Origin of the sequence: Bacillus sp. CGMCC 1.16541, assembly GCF_003184905.1 — a bacterium.
GTDB lineage: Bacteria > Bacillota > Bacilli > Bacillales > Bacillaceae_H > Priestia.
Genome location: NZ_KZ821211.1, coordinates 1 through 20304, shown reverse-complemented (window position 1 = coordinate 20304; position 20304 = coordinate 1). Strand labels below are relative to the sequence as shown.

The 20304-nt window shown below is 37.5% G+C and carries 17 protein-coding genes, 11 tRNA genes and 1 rRNA gene; 1 reads left to right on the top strand and 28 read right to left on the bottom strand.

All coding sequences use genetic code 11. The features are described 5' to 3' along the window. Positions 1–41 precede the first annotated feature (41 nt). From DIS06_RS04210 to sigW, 15 genes are all read right to left on the bottom strand, one after another. Positions 42–1415, bottom strand: coding sequence for a UDP-N-acetylmuramoyl-tripeptide--D-alanyl-D-alanine ligase (locus DIS06_RS04210; RefSeq protein WP_110112014.1), 1374 nt, complete (start codon positions 1413–1415; stop codon positions 42–44). 188 nt (positions 1416–1603) lie between these two features. Beyond that, positions 1604–2686: a D-alanine--D-alanine ligase gene (locus DIS06_RS04205; RefSeq protein ID WP_110112013.1), complete on the bottom strand. Its 1083-nt coding sequence runs from the start codon at positions 2684–2686 to the stop codon at positions 1604–1606. 309 nt (positions 2687–2995) lie between these two features. Next, positions 2996–4096 (bottom strand): acyltransferase, encoded by a 1101-nt coding sequence (locus DIS06_RS04200; RefSeq protein ID WP_239421867.1) that lies wholly within the window; start codon positions 4094–4096, stop codon positions 2996–2998. Positions 4097–4312: 216 nt separating this feature from the next. Continuing rightward, on the bottom strand, positions 4313–5386 hold the full coding sequence (locus DIS06_RS04195; RefSeq protein WP_110112011.1) for an ABC transporter substrate-binding protein: 1074 nt from the start codon (positions 5384–5386) through the stop codon (positions 4313–4315). Beyond that, positions 5383–6186, bottom strand: a complete 804-nt coding sequence (locus tag DIS06_RS04190) for an ABC transporter permease (protein ID WP_110112010.1) — start codon at positions 6184–6186, stop codon at positions 5383–5385. The genes DIS06_RS04195 and DIS06_RS04190 overlap by 4 nt, the downstream gene beginning before the upstream one ends. Next, on the bottom strand, positions 6173–6988 hold the full coding sequence (locus tag DIS06_RS04185) for an ABC transporter permease (protein WP_110112009.1): 816 nt from the start codon (positions 6986–6988) through the stop codon (positions 6173–6175). The genes DIS06_RS04190 and DIS06_RS04185 overlap by 14 nt, the downstream gene beginning before the upstream one ends. Then, complete coding sequence (locus DIS06_RS04180; RefSeq protein ID WP_110112008.1) at positions 6978–8084, bottom strand: ABC transporter ATP-binding protein; 1107 nt, start codon at positions 8082–8084, stop codon at positions 6978–6980. Before DIS06_RS04180 ends, DIS06_RS04185 begins: the two co-directional genes overlap by 11 nt. A gap of 25 nt (positions 8085–8109) precedes the next feature. Continuing rightward, on the bottom strand, positions 8110–8652 hold the full coding sequence (locus tag DIS06_RS04175; protein ID WP_110112007.1) for a helix-turn-helix domain-containing protein: 543 nt from the start codon (positions 8650–8652) through the stop codon (positions 8110–8112). 189 nt (positions 8653–8841) lie between these two features. After that, entirely contained in the window at positions 8842–10125 is a 1284-nt protein-coding gene (locus DIS06_RS04170) for a uracil/xanthine transporter (protein WP_110112006.1), read from the bottom strand. Between the two features lie 120 nt (positions 10126–10245). Beyond that, entirely contained in the window at positions 10246–12048 is a 1803-nt protein-coding gene (glmS, locus tag DIS06_RS04165) for a glutamine--fructose-6-phosphate transaminase (isomerizing) (RefSeq protein ID WP_110112005.1), read from the bottom strand. A 449-nt stretch (positions 12049–12497) separates the two neighbouring features. Continuing rightward, the gene (gene glmM, locus DIS06_RS04160; RefSeq protein WP_110112004.1) at positions 12498–13844 is read right to left on the bottom strand and encodes a phosphoglucosamine mutase; all 1347 of its coding nucleotides are present in this window, start codon (positions 13842–13844) and stop codon (positions 12498–12500) included. A 38-nt stretch (positions 13845–13882) separates the two neighbouring features. Next, positions 13883–15292 (bottom strand): CdaR family protein, encoded by a 1410-nt coding sequence (locus DIS06_RS04155; RefSeq protein WP_162595869.1) that lies wholly within the window; start codon positions 15290–15292, stop codon positions 13883–13885. A gap of 4 nt (positions 15293–15296) precedes the next feature. Then, positions 15297–16118 carry a diadenylate cyclase CdaA gene (gene cdaA / locus DIS06_RS04150; protein WP_110112002.1) on the bottom strand — a complete coding sequence of 274 codons (822 nt, stop codon included), beginning with the start codon at positions 16116–16118 and terminating at the stop codon, positions 15297–15299. 272 nt (positions 16119–16390) lie between these two features. Further along, positions 16391–17011, bottom strand: coding sequence for an anti-sigma factor family protein (locus tag DIS06_RS04145; protein WP_110112001.1), 621 nt, complete (start codon positions 17009–17011; stop codon positions 16391–16393). Between the two features lie 14 nt (positions 17012–17025). Further along, the gene (gene sigW, locus DIS06_RS04140; protein WP_110112000.1) at positions 17026–17589 is read right to left on the bottom strand and encodes an RNA polymerase sigma factor SigW; all 564 of its coding nucleotides are present in this window, start codon (positions 17587–17589) and stop codon (positions 17026–17028) included. Between the two features lie 164 nt (positions 17590–17753). Here sigW and DIS06_RS04135 point away from each other — a divergent pair, with 164 nt between their 5' ends. Beyond that, a complete protein-coding gene (locus DIS06_RS04135) occupies positions 17754–17918 on the top strand; it encodes an aspartyl-phosphate phosphatase Spo0E family protein (RefSeq protein ID WP_110111999.1) in 165 nt (54 codons plus the stop codon). 82 nt (positions 17919–18000) lie between these two features. On the opposite strand, the gene rocF is transcribed toward DIS06_RS04135, so the two are convergent. The 13 genes from rocF to DIS06_RS04070 all read right to left on the bottom strand — a co-directional run bounded on the left by rocF (position 18001) and on the right by DIS06_RS04070 (position 20240). Next, the gene (gene rocF, locus DIS06_RS04130) at positions 18001–18903 is read right to left on the bottom strand and encodes an arginase (protein WP_110111998.1); all 903 of its coding nucleotides are present in this window, start codon (positions 18901–18903) and stop codon (positions 18001–18003) included. 159 nt (positions 18904–19062) lie between these two features. Then, positions 19063–19138: transfer RNA gene (locus DIS06_RS04125), tRNA-Ala, on the bottom strand. Positions 19139–19163: 25 nt separating this feature from the next. Next, positions 19164–19238, bottom strand: a tRNA-Gly gene (locus DIS06_RS04120). A gap of 4 nt (positions 19239–19242) precedes the next feature. After that, positions 19243–19315: transfer RNA gene (locus tag DIS06_RS04115), tRNA-Lys, on the bottom strand. Between the two features lie 5 nt (positions 19316–19320). Beyond that, positions 19321–19395: transfer RNA gene (locus DIS06_RS04110), tRNA-Gln, on the bottom strand. Between the two features lie 73 nt (positions 19396–19468). Beyond that, positions 19469–19553 (bottom strand) — tRNA-Tyr (locus DIS06_RS04105). A gap of 20 nt (positions 19554–19573) precedes the next feature. After that, a tRNA-Thr gene (locus DIS06_RS04100) sits at positions 19574–19649 on the bottom strand. An 8-nt stretch (positions 19650–19657) separates the two neighbouring features. Then, positions 19658–19733 (bottom strand) — tRNA-Val (locus DIS06_RS04095). Between the two features lie 8 nt (positions 19734–19741). Then, positions 19742–19816 (bottom strand) — tRNA-Glu (locus DIS06_RS04090). 4 nt (positions 19817–19820) lie between these two features. Beyond that, a tRNA-Asn gene (locus DIS06_RS04085) sits at positions 19821–19895 on the bottom strand. An 8-nt stretch (positions 19896–19903) separates the two neighbouring features. Beyond that, positions 19904–20019: ribosomal RNA gene (rrf, locus tag DIS06_RS04080) — 5S ribosomal RNA — on the bottom strand. Between the two features lie 67 nt (positions 20020–20086). Further along, a tRNA-Glu gene (locus tag DIS06_RS04075) sits at positions 20087–20161 on the bottom strand. A gap of 4 nt (positions 20162–20165) precedes the next feature. Then, positions 20166–20240 (bottom strand) — tRNA-Asn (locus DIS06_RS04070). Between the last annotated feature and the right edge of the window lie 64 nt (positions 20241–20304).

Genomic DNA, 20304 nt, shown 5'->3' with positions numbered 1-20304 from the left:
ATCGTTCCTATTATTGCAGATTTATTTTCTTTTTATTACTGTTAACGTTCTAATAAATAGTTAACAACCTCTTCAAGTTTCATTCCTCGAGAACCTTTTACTACAATGATATCACGTGAAGAAACGACCGCTTTCAATTCCTTTGCTAACATTTCTTTATCATCAAAATGTGCAATTCGCTCACTTGCGAAAGCTTGTTTTGCTCCTTCGATGATATAAGTACTTAACGGTCCATAAGCAAAGACATAATCAACATAAGTCGGATCAATAAATTCCCCAATTTCAAAGTGGAACTCTTTTTCTTGATCTCCTAGTTCTAACATATCACCCAGAACAACAATTCTTTTTTCATAACCGTCCATATCTTTTAACAACTGAATGGCCGCTTTCGTTGAAGTAGGACTGGCATTATACGCATCGTTAATAATTGTTAAGCCAGATGAAGTTTTTTGAACTTCCATTCTCATGCTTGTTAGACGTAGATTCTTTAAACCTTCTGCAATCTTATGAAACGGCAAATCGAAGTATCGTCCTACCGCAATAGCAGCTAACGCATTATGAACATTATGTTGTCCTAAAACAGGTACGTAAAAAAGTTGGTCTTGCTGTTTGTTGATAGTAAAGCGAGTACCACTTTCCTGCTGTTCAACGGAGATAGGATATAAATCTAACGTTTCACTTTGTCCAAATGTAACCGTTTTGATTGATTTATCTTTCAACCTTGAAACTAATAGTGGTTCATCGCCAGTATAAATTAGTTTCCCATCCTCATGAAGACCACTTACAATCTCTAACTTCGCTTCTGCAATCCCATCTCTACTACCTAAATCTTGAAGATGAGATTCGCCTATATTTGTAATAACTGCTACATCTGGTTTCGCGAGTTGAGATAAAAACTCAATTTCTCCTCTACTACTCATTCCCATTTCCAAAATCGCAATTTCTGTGTCTTCTTTCATCCGTAAGAGTGTAAGAGGTAGCCCGATATGATTGTTAAAGTTTCCTTCTGTTTTTAACACTTTGTACGTTGTCGATAAAACTGCTTCAACCATATCTTTTGTTGTTGTTTTCCCATTACTTCCTGTAATCCCTACAACCTTCACCTTTAATTGGTGACGATAGGCTTCCGCTAACATTTGTAGTGCTTTTAGAGTATCATCTACACATATAACCGGGATATCTTCTGGAGGATTCGGTTCATCTTTATTCCATAATGTTGCAGTCGCTCCATTTTCAATGGCTTTCTTAATGAATTGATGCCCGTTAAAATTTTCACCTTTAATAGGGATGAAAAGATTATTTTCTTTTATTGTTCTCGTATCAATAGATACTCCTTCAATCTTTACTTCACTGTTGTTTTTTAATTCACTACCAAGAAGCATTGCTGAAATTTCATTTACCGTTTTGACGATCATACCATTCGTCTCCTTCCTCTTAAAAGCAGAAAGAGCGGACTCATATATGTAGGAATTCCACACTTCTTATCCTCATCATTCTCTACTATATGCAAAACATACATATACAAGATAGGAAAAGAGTAGAAGACCTTTGAGAGTCAGCTCCTTTTGCTTATTCACGTGTTTAAATAAGCTCAATATAACACTTACATTGTGTACTTAATCTTTTGTTTTTCTGTGTGACGTTCAATTGCAAGATCGACAAGCTTTTCAATTAACGCTGGATACGACACCCCTGCATGTTTCCATAAAAGAGGGAACATACTGTACGGTGTAAATCCTGGCATTGTATTTACTTCATTAATATATAACTCATTTTCTTTTGTTAAAAAGAAGTCTGCACGCACAAGACCCGATCCGTCAATCGCTTTAAATGCTTCAATGGCCATCTCTTTCATCGTTGCACTTGTGTGTTCATCAATTTCTGCCGGAATAATTAAAGCTGTATCTCCATCTTCATACTTTGCTTTGTAATCATAGAAATCTTTTTTAGGAACAATTTCGCCAATTACCGAACAAGAAGGGTAATCATTTCCTAATACTCCGACTTCTACTTCTCGACCAATAACTGCTTCTTCAACGATAATTTTACGGTCAAAGATAAATGCTTCTTTAAACGCTTCTTCAAGCTCTGCACGATTTGAACATTTACTAATCCCAACACTTGACCCTAAGTTTGCTGGTTTCACAAAACATGGGTATCCCAATGCATCCTCTGTTGTTGTATAAGCTGCTTGTGTATCATTCTCCCATTCACTTCGAATGAATGATACATACTTCACTTGTGGTAAACCAGCTTGCGCAAATAAATTCTTCATTACCACTTTATCCATACCTGCAGCCGAACTTAACACACCATTTCCTACATAAGGAAGGTTCAATAGCTCTAATAATCCCTGAACTGTCCCATCTTCTCCATTTGGTCCATGTAGTAAAGGGAAGATGACATCAATACGATCTGAACTAGATTCAGACGTTGCAAACAGCTCTTGACTAAGTGCAACAGGAGAAATAGCTCTACCACTTTCTTGAATTTGCAATTGAGATACGTGGTCAACTGGACCTGACAATTGCGCACCTCGAATCCATTCACCTGTTTCTGTGATATAGATTGGGTGTACATCATACTTATCATGATCTAATGCTTTTGTGACTGCTAGTGCAGTTTGCAAAGATACTTTATGTTCAGCGGATTTTCCTCCGTATAATAGTCCAAGCTTCATTTTCATGGATATGCCTCCTAAAACACATAGTCTAAACTTCCATTTTATTTAAATATCGATTTTCTAACAAACAATCTTCACTTCTCCTATTTTATCATCATCCTACTTCATTTAGGAAACAGATTCTTTTCTTTATTAAGTATGTAGTAAAATAGGCATTTGTGAATGAAGTCGCTGTCCCAATTTTTTTTAGTACGAATTTATCATACCAGCTTCCCTACTCTTCGATAAGAGACCTTTTTCGTAACTCTTTTCCCTTTTTATCAAACAAAACATCACCCTACACTCCTTCATAAGTAGGTAAGGTGACGTTTTTTAAGACGTTTTCTCTTTCTTGTATAAAAACACCGCTTCTTGCGGCATCTTTCCAAAGATGATACTTGGAAATAGAAAAAACTTATGTGTAGCCCAAATGATAATGTAACAAAAGATAACAGTTAGCACATATCGAGTCAAAATTTGAATATGGAACCAGTAATTATTTTCAGCAGGAACCACTTGTACAATCGCATTTAGAACAAGTGGATGCAATAAATAAAAACCAAAAGAATACACAGCTATGTTCTTGACAACCTCTACTGTCTTACGAGGCAATCTATGTGCTAGAATTTCAGTCATTCTAAATAAGAAATATCCACCTATAAATAAATACGTTAAATTCACTAGCTTGTATAGTAAATCTGATATTTGAATTTGGTCAATCGTATAGGCATAATAATTTAACGTCACAGTCACCCAACCCGCACAAATCGTTAAGATGAACAGAATAATATTTGACCGTGCGTACATCTTCTCTTTTTGTTCTTGATAATACAAGCCAATCCACCCCCCTAATAGAAAGGTTCCGAATGCATCTAAAAAGAAGTTAAAAGGGATAATTTGGTACTTTGTATTTAATAAGTAATACCCTACTTCAAAAAGAATCCCGAACGCCCACATGTATTTACGAAAAAGAGCTATCTTTTGAGCAAGGTAGATAAAAATGGGAAAGAACAAATAAAACTGTACAATTAAAAAGATGAAATGCAATTGATAATACGACTTCCCTTGTAAAATTCTGCTCATTACGTCGTTTAAATTTAAATTCGTTACTCCTATATAAGCAGAATACAATTCATAGATAATCGCCCATACAAGATATGGAATTAATATGTACGTAACACGTTTTTGATAATAGTTTTTTAACACAGAGCCAGTTAACGGTTTTCGGATGTAGTTATAAAAAAACACTAGACCTGTAATCATGATGAAAATTCCTGCTTCAATTCGTATAATTCGGTTAATGAAATGATACTTTTGATAAGCATCGGTATTAAATGTCAATACTTCTACATAAGCACCGGTTACATGCACCAAGACAACCATTAACATCGCGAATAGTCGCAGAAAGTAAATCGATTCAATTCGCTGCTTCAATGTCATTCTCCTTGCTATTTTAAGATAAAGGAGTAGAAAACAACCTTTTTCTTTCTACTGCCTTAGCCTATGTTACCCTGTTTGTCATTCACCTAAGCTTAGTAAGTTCTTCTATTTATGTATAAGCATTACACCTCTGTTATTTCTAAACCACTCTAAAACAAAAAGGTAACTAGATGATTTGTAAGAATCACTCTAGTTACCTTTTTGTCATGCTTATTTTTTATGCATTTTAAATTCCAAGAAGAGCTCGTTGTAGTAAGCCAACATCTTCTTCCCTAAATTTTCATATACTTCTAATCGTTCTGTTGAATCAACGTCTGGATAGAAGCGTTCATCACCTGATACATTTTCTGGTAAGTACTTCATAGCCTCTTCATTTGGCGTTGAATAGCCAACATATTCAGCGTTCTGCGCTGCTCTCTCTGGGTCAAGCATAAAATTGATAAATTGATGAGCACCATCTACATTTTTAGATGTACTTGGAATCACCATGTTGTCAAACCACAAATTGGAACCCTCTTCTGGGACAACGTAATCCAGCTTTTCATTTTCCCACATGATATCTGCAGCGTCTCCAGACCACACTACACCAACAGCTGCTTCTTCATTGGCAATAAGCATTTTAATTTCATCACCAACAATGGCTTTAATATTGGGTGTTAACGTATCTAACTTTTGCTTAGCTGCTATTAAATGCTCTTTGTTCGTGTCATTTAATGAGTAGCCAAGACTGTTTAGCCCCATTCCCATCACTTCACGAGCACCGTCAACCAGTAAGATTTGATTACGTAAGTCTGAATCCCACAGGTCATTCCAGCTACGAATTTCTTTTCCACCTAGCATTTGTGGATTATAAACAATCCCTACTGTTCCCCAAAAATAAGGAATAGAGTATTTGTTTTCCTCATCAAACGCTAAGTTTAAAAAGCGCGAATTAATATATTTTAAATTTGGAAGCTTTGAATGATCAATCGGCAACAACAGATCTTCTTCTTTCATCTTGCTAATTGCATATTCAGACGGTACAGCAATATCAAATGTTGTTCCACCTTGCGCTACTTTCGTCACCATCGCTTCATTTGAATCAAATGTTTGATAAATCACCTTAATACCTGTTTCTTTTTCAAACTCTTTAATAAGGGCTGGATCAATATAGTCTCCCCAGTTATATACCGTTAGTATATTTCCACCTGTATACCCTTGAGATGAATTTAATTTCGAAACGACATACATTAATGCAAATGCCACAATAAATACAAGTAAAAACGTACGAGTTAAATGCCTCATTTTCCAACCCCCACTCTATTTGGGCGGTTATTTCTTTGATTAATAAAGTAGTAACCGATCACCAGTAAAATGGTAAATAAGAATAACAATGTTGATAATGCATTAATCGTTAATGAAATCCCCTGACGAGCTAATGAATAAATCTCAACTGATAAAGTCGAAAATCCATTTCCTGTTACAAAGAATGTTACAGCAAAATCGTCTAGCGAGTACGTAAGTGCCATAAAAAATCCTGCAAAAATCCCCGGTGAGATAAATGGCAAAATTACTTTTGATAACACATCCCACCTACTCGCTCCTAAGTCACGAGCGGCATCAATTAATGTTGGACTCATCTCTTGTAATTTTGGTAACACCATAATAACAACAATCGGTACACTAAATGCAATATGAGATAATAACACTGACGTAAATCCTAACTTGATGCCAATCATCGTAAATAAAATCAAAAATGACGCACCAATGATGACATCCGGACTCACAATTAACACATTGTTAAGAGACAACAACGTATGCTTCACTTGATGTCGCTTCACATACGTAATTGCAAGTGCTCCCATCACACCAATAATGGTTGAGATTGCAGCTGACAAAAGTGCAATAATTAACGTATTTAACACAATGATTAATAAACGGGTATCTTGGAAAACTTCCTTATACCAATCAAACGTAAACCCTTCAAAGTTATACATGGTGCCGCCACTATTAAAAGAATAGTAAACCAAGTAGAAGATCGGAGCATATAAAATAAAAAACACAACGGTTAAGTAGATAGTAGATAATCGATTATTTCGTTTCATGACTAAACCCTCGCTTCCGACTTCCTGTTGCTACCATAATAATGACCATAATCAGAATGAGGAACACAGCAATGGTAGCCCCCATCCCCCAGTCTTGAATCACTAAGAAATTTTGCTCAATCGCTGTACCAAGTGTGATAACGCGATTTCCAGCAATTAGTCGTGTAATCATAAACAGCGATAATGCAGGAATGAAGACTGCTTGACAACCCGCTTTTACTCCATCTAGTGTTAACGGAAAAATAACACGTGAAAAGGTTGTCCAAGCTGACGCACCTAAATCACGAGATGCATCGACTAATGAAGGATTCATTTCTTCTAGTGCATTAAAGATAGGTAAGACCATAAAAGGAATAAAAATATAGACTGAGACAAAAACGAAACTAAAGTCCGTAAATAAAATTTGTTTTGTTCCTATTCCAACCGCCTCTAGGAAGCCGTTAGCTGGACCAAACGTGCCGAAAATGCCTAAAAATGCGTAAACCTTTAACAACAAGTTAATCCAAGACGGCACAATAATGAGTAAGAGCCATAACTGTTTATGTCGCGTTTTTGTTAATAAATAAGCTGTTGGATAGGCAACTAATAATGAAAATAACGTAATTAAAAATGCATACCAAAATGAACTAAATGTCATTTTTAAATAAACGGGTGTAAAAAACTTTTTATAGTTATCTAACGTTACCTGTCCTGTGATATCAAAGAATGAATAGTACAGAACCAGTAAGATAGGAGCAATAACGAACAGAGCAATCCATGCGACATAAGGAATTAAGTATAAATTACGCGTTCTATTTTGCATCGTTTATGCCACCATATGACTCTAATCGCTTATCAAACTCCGCTTCTGTTTCACCTAAACGCATAACATGTATCGCTTCTTTATTAAAATACAGCCCAATCTCAGCACCTACAACTGCTTTTTTCGTTGAGTGTACAAGCCACTCATTTCCTTCTTGGTCATAACAGCAAATTTCATAGTGAACACCTCTAAATAATTGAGAGTCCACTTTCACTTGAAGTTTTCCTTGCTCTGATTCTGTAATTTCTAAGTCTTCTGGACGAATGACAACCTCTACCTGTTCATTTGAGTTAAACCCTTGGTCTACACACTCAAACTGTTTTCCACCAAATTCAACAAGAAAATCATTGATCATCGTTCCTGATAAAATATTAGACTCTCCAATAAAATCAGCAACAAAACGGTTAATCGGCTCATCATAAATGTCAGTCGGTGTGCCACTTTGCTGAATTTGACCTTCATTTAATACAAAGATTTCATCAGACATCGCTAGTGCCTCTTCTTGGTCATGCGTCACAAATATAAATGTGATCCCTAAACGCTGCTGTAATTCTCTCAACTCATATTGCATCTCTGTACGAAGTTTCAAGTCAAGGGCAGATAAAGGTTCATCTAGTAAGATTACTTCCGGTTCATTGACGATAGCACGTGCAATGGCTACACGTTGACGTTGACCACCAGACATCTCACGAATTTCTCGATTTTCATATCCTTCTAAGTTCACAAAGCGAAGAGCTTCTTTTACTTTTTCTTTCACTTCATTATTTTTCATCTTTTTAATTCGCAAACCAAATGCGATGTTTTCAAACACATTTAGATGTGGGAATAATGCATAATCTTGAAACACTGTATTTACTTGACGCTTATTAGCAGGAACATCGTTTATTCGTTTATTATGGAAGAAGATATCTCCTTTTGATGCTTCAATAAACCCTGCAATTAAACGTAAAATCGTTGTCTTGCCACAACCAGACGGACCAAGTAACGTATAAAACTTTCCTCGCTCAATTTCAAAACTTACATTATTTAAGACAATCGTATTACTGTCATATTCTTTCGTTACATTTTCAAAACGAATAATGCTCTTATCTCCCATGATGCCCTCCTTCTAATTCTGGCTCTTATAAGTATGATTCAGTCGCTACAAGCACAAGCTCTGATGCTCCATCATAATCATTAATAATTTGGTGCTCGTCTGATGCATGAAAATAAATGGATTCACCAGCTTTCGCATAATACGTACGTCTGCCAATTTGAATGATGACTTTCCCTTTTAGTACATAAGCAAACGTTTCTGACAATGAAGGTTCAAACCGTTTAAATTGACCACCTTTTTTTAAGCACAGCCATACTGGTTCCATCTCTTTTTCATTTGACTCAGGAACCAGCCACCGAACGTCGTAGCCTTTTTCCTCATCTATATAAGCCGTTTGATCTTCCTCTGTATAAACGACTTTTTGCTCTTTCTCTTCATCATTGAAGAACTCTCTTGGTGTACAACCTAACACTTCTAACACATGGAAAAACGTCTCAATCGAAGGAGAACTTAAATCACGCTCCAGTTGTGAAATATATCCTTTACTTAAGTCTGTGCGCTCACCTAACTCTTCTTGCGTTAACCCTTTTTGAATTCTTAACTTTTTTAACTTTTTTCCAATTTCCATGCTATACCTCTATTAAGTTTAGAATAAGTAAACTTCTAATCAATAAAGTTTATTAATATTAAACTAAAAGTTTACTAATAACCTAAACTATTATACAAAAATGACTCGAAAGTGCAATGGTTTTTTAAAAGAAAATAAAAAGGATGATGTAAAAGAAATCAATTTTTCTTTTACATCATCCCGCTGAAATTACTCATAGTGATTCCAATCAATCACTTTTTCCATCAAAATTGAAACGAACACACCCATAATTAACCCGTTTGAGAGGAACGGTTGCAACAAAATCGGCAACTCTTGAAAAACAGATGGTGATACATTCATTAAGCTCACTCCAATTAATACAGGAAACGCTAATCTAAAAACGGTATTCGAATTAAAAAGTGTTCCTTTTAAACTATTATACGCTGTACCAAACAACTGCAAATAAGCAACAAATAAAACGGCATTACCGATTGTCATGGGCATCGTCACTAGAAAGGAAGCAACCGAAGGAATGAACCCTGATAGAGCCAACAAGCCACCACCAATAAAAAAGGGTTTTCTTTCTAATATACCCGTACTCTGTAAAAAGCCGATTGAAGAAGTAAACGGTGTATAAGGTACCAGACCTCCTCCAGCAGCGACAAAGGAGAAAACACCTGTAACAAAAAAGGAGCGTCGATACTGTTCTAGATGGGATTCTTCATCATACAATGCAGCCGCTGTTTGAATCGAAGCAACTGTATTACTTAAATTCATCAGTCCAGCAAAAAATGCAACGATGACAATCCCTATCTCAAAATTAGGCATTCCTAATGGAAATAACACAAATGTGATTCCTTCAGATACGGTATCGGACCTCAAATCCGGAAAAATGAGAGCAAACAAAATCCAACCAACCACAATTCCAATTAGGATTGAAAAGTTACTTACCACTGTGGACCCTTTTACTTTTAAAACGCTCACAAGTATAACGATAAAAAGAGACAGTAGACTAACAGGTCCATTCATAACCCCATCTTCTGTAATCCCCAACATTCCTTCAAAAAAGACAAAAATAAGCTGAAACGTCAGAAGAAATAAATAAACCGTCATGACCATTTGCGGAAAAATCCTTTGAACCACTGAAATAAGATTAAACGCAGCGAGCAAGATGACAACGGCTCCTGATAATAAGATACCTGTTGCCACTCCTCCTCCAATCTCTGTATAACTCATCCCTAGAGCAGAAGCAGATAAACCTAAATTAAGCATTACCCCCCAAAGCAATCCTGAGTGTCCCTCCATTAAAGGATACCTATGCCCAACCCAACCTTGTAGAACACAAGCTAACCCTGTAAACACAAACGAATAACTAAGCATCATCTTTACAATATCAGGTGGAACTTCAAACGCTGCTCCTACTGAAAGCGGAACAACCACTGTATTTGCAAAAATGAAAAATAACCACTGTATGGAAGAAAAAAATGTTATTGATGATGGTACGTGTTTCATGTCTTATTCACCACTTTTACTATTATCAAATTTGTAACAAGGATACAAGAATAAAAAAAGCACATGCTCAATTACATTTATTGTAATTGATACCATGTGCTTTTAAAATAGCTTCTTTAATTATTCAACTGTTACTGACTTTGCAAGGTTACGTGGCTTATCTACATCGCAATCACGGTGAAGTGCTGCATAGTAAGAAATAAGCTGTAACGGGATAACCGCTACTAACGGAGCTAACGCTTCGTTTACTTCTGGAAGTACGTAGCGATCTTCTTCTGTTTCTAACCCTTTCATTGAAATGATACAAGGATTAGCACCACGAGCAGCTACTTCTTTTACATTACCACGAATGCTTAAGTTTACGTGCTCTTGCGTTGCAAGCGCAATAACTGGTGTATTGTTCTCAATTAATGCAATTGTGCCATGCTTCAGTTCTCCACCAGCGAAACCTTCGGCTTGGATATAAGAGATTTCTTTTAACTTTAATGCACCTTCAAGACCTACATAGAAGTCAACAGAGCGACCGATGAAGAAGCAGTTACGAGTTGTCGCTAAATATTCACGTGCGATGTCTTCCATTGTTTCTTTATCGTCACAAAGTGCTTCCATAGCCATTGCAACAATTGCAAGCTCTTGAACAAGGTCAAATTCTAATGCAATTCCTTTTGATGTTGCTGTAACCGCAGCTAGGATCGATAATACTGCTAATTGAGCTGTATATGCTTTCGTAGATGCTACTGCAATCTCAGGGCCTGCATGTAAAAGTAACGTATAGTCCGCTTCACGAGAAAGAGTTGAACCTGGAACGTTTGTAATTGTTAATGCTTTATAACCTAATTCTTTTACTTGTACAAGTACGGCACGACTATCTGCTGTTTCACCACTTTGAGAGATAAAAATAAATAAAGGCTTTTCTGATAAGATTGGCATGTTGTAAGAAAATTCACTTGCAACGTGTACTTCTACTGGAATTTTAGCCCACTTCTCAATGAATTGCTTCCCTACTAAACCTGCATGGTAACTTGTTCCACAAGCCACAATGTAGATACGATCTGCATCATTCATTGCTGCTAAAATATCATCATCGATGTGAAGCTCATTTGCTTCGTTTTGGTATTGTTGTGTAATCTTACGTAACACTAATGGCTGCTCATCAATTTCTTTTAGCATGTAGTGTGGATACGTACCTTTTTCAATATCACTTGCATCTAACTCTGCAGTGTACGGCGCACGCTCAACAACTTCACCTTCTAGTGTTTTAATTGTAACATTCTCTTTTGTTACGATAACGATTTCTTTGTCCATTAACTCTACATATTGATCTGTCACTTGTAACATCGCCATTGCATCACTTGCTACGACATTAAAGTCTGAACCAAGACCAACTAGTAGAGGACTTTTATTTTTAGCTACATAAATTGTATTTTTATCTTGATCATCTACTAATGCAAGAGCATATGAACCGTGAAGAAGGCTTACCGCTTTACGAAAAGCTTCTTCTACTGCTAGTCCTTCATTCGCTAACTTCTCAATAAGTTGAACGATTACTTCTGTATCAGTTTCGCTTTTGAACTCTACGCCTTGTAATTGCTCACGCTTTAAGATCGCATAGTTTTCAATTACACCGTTATGAACAAGTGTAAAACGACCTGACGTACTTTGGTGTGGATGAGCATTCTCTTTACTTGGTACACCATGTGTTGCCCAACGTGTATGACCAATTCCTGCTGGAGCTTCAACACTTGTATCCACAATCTCACGAAGTTCAGCAATGCGTCCTTTTTCTTTAAATAAGTGTACACCATCGTTGTTCACAACTGCGATACCAGCTGAGTCATAACCACGATACTCTAATTTCTCTAGACCACGTAATAAAATCTCTTTTGAATCTTGATTTCCAATATAACCAACAATTCCGCACATAAATGTAGTTCCTCCTTAGTTCACTAGAACGGCACAGGAAAAATGGGGCGTTTCCTTACCCCGTTCTTTTATAGGGATCATCTTACTGTCTTTGTACAAAGAGTCACCCCTTTGCTTTACACAGTAAGTTTCGGTTGTGATCAATTCAACCGGGAGGCATCCGCCGAGCTTTCGATAAACCTCCTCCTCGTCAACTAAGCATTTCACGTCTCTGGCTTAGTTCAGGCGCTTATAAACAAGTATAGTTTTCCTTCCACCTTTCTTGTAAACGATTAGAGACGAACAGACTTTATCTTACAATAAGATATAAGAAATCGTCAATCTTGTTTTATTTTCCCTCCTTTTTTCACTAAAAACCAATCCATATAAAGGGACTGCATTCATTGTGGTAATTATATAAAAATATGCATAAGCAAGTGATAATGTCACTGCTTATGCATATCTCTCATTTATTCTAAGCCCATTTCTGCTTTTACAACGTCTGCAATTTTATGAACATATTCTTTACACTCTTCGTCCGTTGGTGCTTCAACCATGACGCGTACTAATGGCTCCGTTCCAGATGGACGAACTAACACACGGCCGTTTCCTGCCATTTGTGCTTCTACCTCTTCAATCACAGTCTTCACTTTTTCATTTTCCGTTACTTTATGCTTATCTGTTACCTTAATATTAACAAGTAACTGCGGGAACTTCTTCATTTCACTTGCTAGTTCAGATAATGGCTTTTTCGTTGCTTTCATAATGTTCACCAGCTGAATCGCTGATAACATTCCATCACCCGTTGTATTATAGTCTAAGAAAATAATGTGACCAGACTGTTCTCCACCTAGATTATAGCCTTTGGCTTTCATTTCTTCTACTACATAACGATCGCCAACCGCTGTTTGAGCACTTTGGATTTGATGAGCTTCTAATCCTTTATAAAATCCTAAGTTACTCATAACCGTTGATACAATCGTGTTATGTTTTAATCGACCTTGTTCACTTAAATACTTCGCACAAATATACATGATTTGGTCACCATCAACCACTTCACCGTTTTCATCGATAGCTATTAGACGATCGCCGTCTCCATCAAATGCTAGTCCAACATTGGCACCTTTTTCTTTTAAGAATGCAGCCAACGCTTCTGGATGCGTCGAACCAACTCCGTCGTTAATATTTAAGCCATTTGGAGAAGCACCCATCGTCGAAATATCTGCTTCTAAATCTGCAAATAAATGTGCAGCTAGTGAAGATGTTGCTCCATGAGCACAATCTAATGCAACATGAATACCAGAAAAATCTTCATCTACTGTTTGCTTAAGGAATTGCAAGTACTTTTGACCACCTTCAAAATAGTCATTCACTTGTCCAAGCTCTTTCCCAACAGGTCTTGGAAGCCCGTCAACTGGGCCATCTAGTAACGCCTCAATTTCTAACTCTTGATTGTCAGAAAGCTTAAAACCATCTGGACCAAAAAATTTAATCCCGTTATCTTGAACAGGGTTATGAGAAGCAGAAATCATAACTCCTGCTTGTGCACCTAGTGCTTTTGTTAAATAAGATACCCCCGGTGTAGAGATTACGCCTAATCGCATAACCTCAGCACCGATAGATAATAGACCTGCTACTAAAGCACCTTCTAACATATGACCTGAAACACGTGTATCACGCCCAATTAGTACTTTAGGTCTTTCTGCATCTTTTGTTAATACGTAGCCTCCAAAACGTCCAATTTTAAATGCTAATTCTGGTGTTAATTCACTATTTGCAATTCCGCGAACCCCGTCTGTTCCAAAATACTTACCCATTGTTCATTTCGCTCCTTTTTCACCATCTATAACGAATATTAATCTCCGACTTGTGAATCATTTTCTTTTACACCGCCATCGTCCTCTTGGTCTTCATCTGGCTTTGGTTTGTCATTCTGATCCTGCTTCGTAGTGGTTTGCTCTTTATTTGAATCTTTATTTTGATCTTTTTCTTTACTATCTTGATCTTTCTCTTCACTTTCAGGATTACTTTCATCCTCGTTTATTGATTTATCAGTGATTTTCATTTTAGCGATTTTTGTAGATAGAGACCACGTAATATTTTGCGGCCCGTTCACTTCAATATTAGCATCGTGTTCCCCGCTGCTAATATTACTGACATTTACATAGACTTGAATATCTTCTGGGCTTATGTTGTTAATAACCTCTTCTGAACCGAATACGTCAATATCTAGTTTACCACTTGATGGATTTAAAAACTGATAATTCAAGTTCTGTGATTGTCCAACCATTGATAAACTTAAGTTTTTAAATGTTTTTGTTGATTCCTTGTCAACTTCAACGTTCACTGTTACTTGTTCAGGATATACTCTTTTTGCGCCTTCCGGTACTGGTACATCTACCTTTAATTGCGTAGAGTCTTTAATTTGACTTAAATCTAGTTTTACATCATCGATAAATTCGACCTTATCAAGTACATCCCTTGGTCCAAATACTGTTACTTCATTTGGCGAGACGTCAATGTTTTTAATACTAAGACCTTTTGGTAGCGCTCCTTCACGAACAATTTTAAACGGTACTTTTTTACTTGGACTCACAACTGGTATCGTCACATCGACAACAGAAGGGTCAATATCCACATTTAGTTTGTTTAAATTTCGATCAAGAGCAATGACATTTGCTTCTTTTTCTATAGTTTCATACACATCATCTATTTCTACAATTGCCTTTACATAAGCAATTCGATCAATCTGATCTTTAGATCCAGAAATTTCCACATTTTCAGGCTTTACAATCGCTTGCTCAGCAATATAACCATCTCGCATTTTGTTACTATCAAAGTTTGCTTCTACTTCAAAGTTCTTCGATACTTTCTCTTCAATAGTAGCTGTTACCACTTGAGGTTCTATCTTTACATCTAACTTATCAGAGATATTTCGATGCTTTAGCTTCACTTGATGAGAACCTAGCTCATAATTTGTTAAATCCGCATATATCTCATATTCTTTTTGCAACTTTGTCTGCGTTAACGCACTTTTAGGCCCTTCTAGTGTAAGCGTAACGGATTGTGGAATACCTGTAACAATTTTATTTTGATTATCATACAAAATGGATACAGGTACATCTGTAAGGGTCTCTGTTTCATAACGAGCATTCGAGTTCATCATGGAATTGCTTTTAGTTGTTTGTGTATCAAAATTCACTGACATATAAAGCATTAGCGCTAACAATAAGGCGATAATCTTCATGACCCAAGGATTATTCATAAATTTATCCATCCTTCTTCGACCTCCATTGCCAACGAGTTGAAGAAGTAGCTCTTGAACTACTAATTAGTTCCTTTGTCAACATCTGTTTTAATGTCTCAATATCTAAATTACGATACAACTCACCATTTTTTGTAACAGATATGTTGCCTGTCTCTTCAGATACGACCACCGTCAGACTATCAGTTACTTCACTAATCCCTACAGCAGCACGATGTCGAGTACCTAACTCTTTTGAAATAAACGGGCTTTCTGACAGCGGCAAATAACAAGCTGCCGCGGCTACTTGATTTTTTTGAATAATAACGGCTCCATCATGAAGTGGAGTATTAGGAATAAATAAGTTAATGAGTAACTCAGAAGATGCATTCGCATGCAACCCTATGCCTGTCTCAATATAATCACTCATTCCTGTTTCCCGCTCAATGGATATTAAAGCTCCTATTCTTCGCTTTGCCATATAATCTGTGGCTTTAGCGATAGCTTCTATAGTCGTAATTCCCTCATCCTCTTCGGGTATTGTCCCTCTAGAAAACAATCTACCTCTTCCTAACTGTTCAAGTGCTCTTCGCAACTCGGGTTGGAAAATGATAATAACCGCTAGAAATCCCCATGTTAAGGCTTGGTCCATTAGCCATTGCAGTGTGTTCAATCCAAGAAAGCTACTAATGAAACGAACAACAATGATAACGGTAATCCCTTTTAAGAGCTGTACAGCTTTTGTTCCTCGTATTACCATTATAAGTTTATATATAACAAACCAAACAAGGAGAACATCGATTGCTTTTCCTAAATACGTGAGGATCGGTAGCTCTCCAATAGGCATCGTCTCACTTCCTCTATATGTAATAAAAAGCGTTAAACATAACTTTCTCATTATATCACAAAACGTAATTTCTCTGTTATAGGCAAACGGTATCGTTATCAATTAAACGAGGAGAACGATTGACACTCTGTACGTAATCAACTATTTTTCATCTACTAAACCAGGATTATTGATCTACATAAATCACTTCAAGAAAATCCTCTGCTATTGATCCATTTTACAACGGACTTCATAGACAGAGGACTTATTTTCAAAGACAAAGCACATCTCCACTATTCTTTAGCATCTGCAATATTGACTGCATCTTTCACGTTCGACTTAATTTTATACCAAACCCATTCAAAAAGTTCGTTTAACTCTTGGATGTCTCCTGTTACTTCTCCTGCCGATGCCATATACCTCTCACCATTAATAACCGTTAAATTCCCTTCTACTTTTCCTTCTACTCTCACAACACCATTTCGCACTGTCACATCGCCCTTTATAACTTCTCCTTCAGGTATAATAACGACATCATCATTCACAACTAAGTTTGATTGCTTTGAAACTGAGAATTCATCATTATTAGTCCACGAAGATGTGACACTACCACACATCAATACAAAAAAGACTGCTGCTGCTGTTAGAAAAGGATGAGCTTTAAACCATCTATTCACTCTTACACTACTCTTTTCTTTTGGCAAAGCACTCATAATATTTTCTGTAAAATTGGATGGTAACTCTATATGAGAAGTACTTTGTACAAAAGCAATTGTTTTCTTTAACTCTTTTAAGTGCTGTTGACAACTTTCACAGCTTGATAAATGCACTTTTAATTTTTTTTCACTTTCTTTATCAATATCCCCATCTAAATATTCATGAATGAGGTTGATATACGTAGTAGAACACTTCATATTCTTATCACTCCTTACAAGTGGCGAAGTCGGTTTCGCAAAGCTTCTCGCCCTCGATGAATTCTCGTTTTGACAGTCCCAACGGGCAAATCTAAAATATCGCTAATTTCTTTTAATGATAATTCGTCAACGTATTTTAACACGATGACAGTACGATATTTTTCAGGTAACTTTAAAATTTCCGACTGAATAAGCTCTTGTAATTCAAGGCTTTCAAGTTCATCTTCTGGCAATGCTTGATCAGCTGCAATTTTGGAATACATATTCAACCCTTCTGTCCCAGGTACTTCCGCATCCAAATAATAATCCGGCTTCTTTTTACGAATGCGATCAATACAAAGGTTTGTTGCAATTCTGTATAACCAAGTTGAGAATTTCCTATTCATATCGTAACTATGAATATTTACGTAAGCTCGTATAAAGGTTTCCTGTGCTGAATCTTCTGCTTCTTCTCGATTTCCTAGCATCCGATAACACAGTTGGTAAACTTTATCTTTATAATACTCAACAACCTCAGCAAATGCGTTTTGATCACCTTTTTTAACTTTTTTTATTTTACGACTAATCAACAAATCCATGCATCTTTAACCTCCGCCCATTGCGGGATATCATATATACGATTTAAATCGTACAAAGTTTCATTATACGTGATACTATTTTAACAAAAAATAGGGAATAACGTTTAAGGATTTAAGAATTTGGTTATTGTTTTAATAAAAGGTTCTGAAGGAGCGATAGCGGTATGGTGACAAGTCAATTATTGTTAAGTGAAATAGAAGAGTGTAGGAGGAGCATGGTTAGACTCGCTCATAAGACTTCTCTTTCGTCTTTAGAAGTGGTTGCACTAAGTACAAAGCTAGACTTCTTACTAAATGAGTATGATAAGCAAAAGCATAATGAACTCTAGATGAATGCATACCATAACAAAGCGCTCAATGACTTCTATGATAGGAGCCATTGAGCGCTTTTAGAATTACCAAGCTTTTGCTTTACAATAATTTTTCACCAAATAATGAGCCCATCAATGCAACAGCCACTGTTGCTGTTTTATTACGTTCATCTAAAATAGGATTTACTTCTACAAATTCCGCAGATGTAATAACACCTGCTTCAGCTAGCATTTCCATCGCTAAATGGCTTTCACGATAACTAATCCCACCAATGACAGGCGTCCCTACACCTGGAGCATCGTGTGGATCTAATCCATCTAAGTCTAAGGATAAATGAACACCATCTGTACGATCTTTTAGATAATTAATAGCTTCTTCCATCACTTTTGTCATGCCTAGACGATCAATTTCGTGCATTGTATATACTTTAATGCCTTTTTCTTTAATCAATTCTCTTTCTCCGATATCTAAAGAACGCGCTCCAATGATCACAATGTTTTCCGGCTTTACTTTTGGTGTATATCCCCCGATGTTTGTAAGCGTTGGATGTCCAATACCTAGACTTGCCGCTAATGGCATTCCATGTATATTACCAGAAGGCGAAGTTTCACCTGTATTTAAATCTCCATGAGCGTCATACCAAATGACACCTAAGTTTGAATAATGTTTACTTACACCAGCTAGTGTCCCCATCGCAATACTATGATCTCCACCTAAAACAAGTGGGAAACGTTTCTCCTGAATCACTTTATCAACCGTTTCTGCTAATTTCTCATTTCCTTCAGCTACTGCTTTTAAATTCTTTAAGTTTGTCTCAGGATCATTATGTATTCGCTCTGCAGCACCGATCTCTATATCACCTTCGTCATGGATTGTATAACCGATACTTTCTATTCTTTCCATGACACCTGCATATCGGATAGCACTTGGCCCCATGTCTACTCCACGTCTCGTCTGACCTAAATCCATAGGTACCCCAATGATTGAAATTTCGTTTCTCATGTTGATTCCCCCTTTGTTTTCTATACCTCTATTGTAACTACATTTATATGAATGGCTCAACTCGACATTTTTTTGAATATATATACAATTCACATCTTTTAAAAACATACAAAAAAACCTTTAAACAAATTTGTTTAAAGGTTTGAAATCTCATATGTATGGTGGAGCCTAGCGGGATCGAACCGCTGACCTCCTGCGTGCAAGGCAGGCGCTCTCCCAGCTGAGCTAAGGCCCCAAGTATAAAATATAGAAGAAGTTCGTGGAGCGGAAGACGGGATTCGAACCCGCGACCCCCACCTTGGCAAGGTGGTGTTCTACCACTGAACTACTTCCGCAGAGTGAGCCATGAAGGACTCGAACCTTCGACCCTCTGATTAAAAGTCAGATGCTCTACCAACTGAGCTAATGGCTCAAATATGGCTGGGCTAGCTGGATTCGAACCAACGCATGACGGAGTCAAAGTCCGTTGCCTTACCGCTTGGCTATAGCCCAATATTTGACAAATTTAAAAATAAACCCTACTGAGTTTATCTTATCCATTTGTATGATTTTTATACAAATAAAATGGTGGAGGGGGACGGATTCGAACCGCCGAACCCTGAGGGAGCGGATTTACAGTCCGCCGCGTTTAGCCACTTCGCTACCCCTCCGATATAAAATTAATGAAACGTGGTGCCGGCGAGAGGACTTGAACCCCCAACCTACTGATTACAAGTCAGTTGCTCTACCAATTGAGCTACACCGGCTTTGTAGATGGTGGAGGATGACGGGATCGAACCGCCGACCCCCTGCTTGTAAGGCAGGTGCTCTCCCAGCTGAGCTAATCCTCCAATATGTATGGTGACCCGTACGGGATTCGAACCCGTGTTACCGCCGTGAAAGGGCGGTGTCTTAACCGCTTGACCAACGGGCCACGTTGGCTCCACAGGTAGGACTCGAACCTACGACCGATCGGTTAACAGCCGATTGCTCTACCACTGAGCTACTGTGGAATAATAATGCCTGGCAACGTCCTACTCTCACAGGGACAAAGTCCCAACTACCATCGGCGCTAGAGAACTTAACTTCCGTGTTCGGCATGGAAACGGGTGTGACCTCTCTGCTATCGCCACCAGACACTATTCTATTATAACACTTTTCTAGAGAAATGCAACACTTTTTTTAAAAAGTNCTCCAATATGTATGGTGACCCGTACGGGATTCGAACCCGTGTTACCGCCGTGAAAGGGCGGTGTCTTAACCGCTTGACCAACGGGCCACGTTGGCTCCACAGGTAGGACTCGAACCTACGACCGATCGGTTAACAGCCGATTGCTCTACCACTGAGCTACTGTGGAATAATAATGCCTGGCAACGTCCTACTCTCACAGGGACAAAGTCCCAACTACCATCGGCGCTAGA

Excerpts from the sequence above, each read along its gene's own strand:
- DIS06_RS04210 (WP_110112014.1), bottom strand. The coding sequence starts at position 1,415 with ATGATCGTCAAAACGGTAAATGAAATTTCAGCAATGCTTCTTGGTAGT.
- DIS06_RS04205 (WP_110112013.1), bottom strand. The coding sequence starts at position 2,686 with ATGAAAATGAAGCTTGGACTATTATACGGAGGAAAATCCGCTGAACAT.
- DIS06_RS04195 (WP_110112011.1), bottom strand. The coding sequence starts at position 5,386 with ATGAGGCATTTAACTCGTACGTTTTTACTTGTATTTATTGTGGCATTT.
- DIS06_RS04190 (WP_110112010.1), bottom strand. The coding sequence starts at position 6,186 with ATGAAACGAAATAATCGATTATCTACTATCTACTTAACCGTTGTGTTT.
- DIS06_RS04185 (WP_110112009.1), bottom strand. The coding sequence starts at position 6,988 with ATGCAAAATAGAACGCGTAATTTATACTTAATTCCTTATGTCGCATGG.
- DIS06_RS04180 (WP_110112008.1), bottom strand. The coding sequence starts at position 8,084 with ATGGGAGATAAGAGCATTATTCGTTTTGAAAATGTAACGAAAGAATAT.
- DIS06_RS04175 (WP_110112007.1), bottom strand. The coding sequence starts at position 8,652 with ATGGAAATTGGAAAAAAGTTAAAAAAGTTAAGAATTCAAAAAGGGTTA.
- DIS06_RS04170 (WP_110112006.1), bottom strand. The coding sequence starts at position 10,125 with ATGAAACACGTACCATCATCAATAACATTTTTTTCTTCCATACAGTGG.
- glmS (WP_110112005.1), bottom strand. The coding sequence starts at position 12,048 with ATGTGCGGAATTGTTGGTTATATTGGAAATCAAGATTCAAAAGAGATT.
- glmM (WP_110112004.1), bottom strand. The coding sequence starts at position 13,844 with ATGGGTAAGTATTTTGGAACAGACGGGGTTCGCGGAATTGCAAATAGT.
- DIS06_RS04155 (WP_162595869.1), bottom strand. The coding sequence starts at position 15,292 with ATGAATAATCCTTGGGTCATGAAGATTATCGCCTTATTGTTAGCGCTA.
- cdaA (WP_110112002.1), bottom strand. The coding sequence starts at position 16,118 with ATGCCTATTGGAGAGCTACCGATCCTCACGTATTTAGGAAAAGCAATC.
- DIS06_RS04145 (WP_110112001.1), bottom strand. The coding sequence starts at position 17,011 with ATGAAGTGTTCTACTACGTATATCAACCTCATTCATGAATATTTAGAT.
- sigW (WP_110112000.1), bottom strand. The coding sequence starts at position 17,589 with ATGGATTTGTTGATTAGTCGTAAAATAAAAAAAGTTAAAAAAGGTGAT.
- DIS06_RS04135 (WP_110111999.1), top strand. The coding sequence starts at position 17,754 with ATGGTGACAAGTCAATTATTGTTAAGTGAAATAGAAGAGTGTAGGAGG.
- rocF (WP_110111998.1), bottom strand. The coding sequence starts at position 18,903 with ATGAGAAACGAAATTTCAATCATTGGGGTACCTATGGATTTAGGTCAG.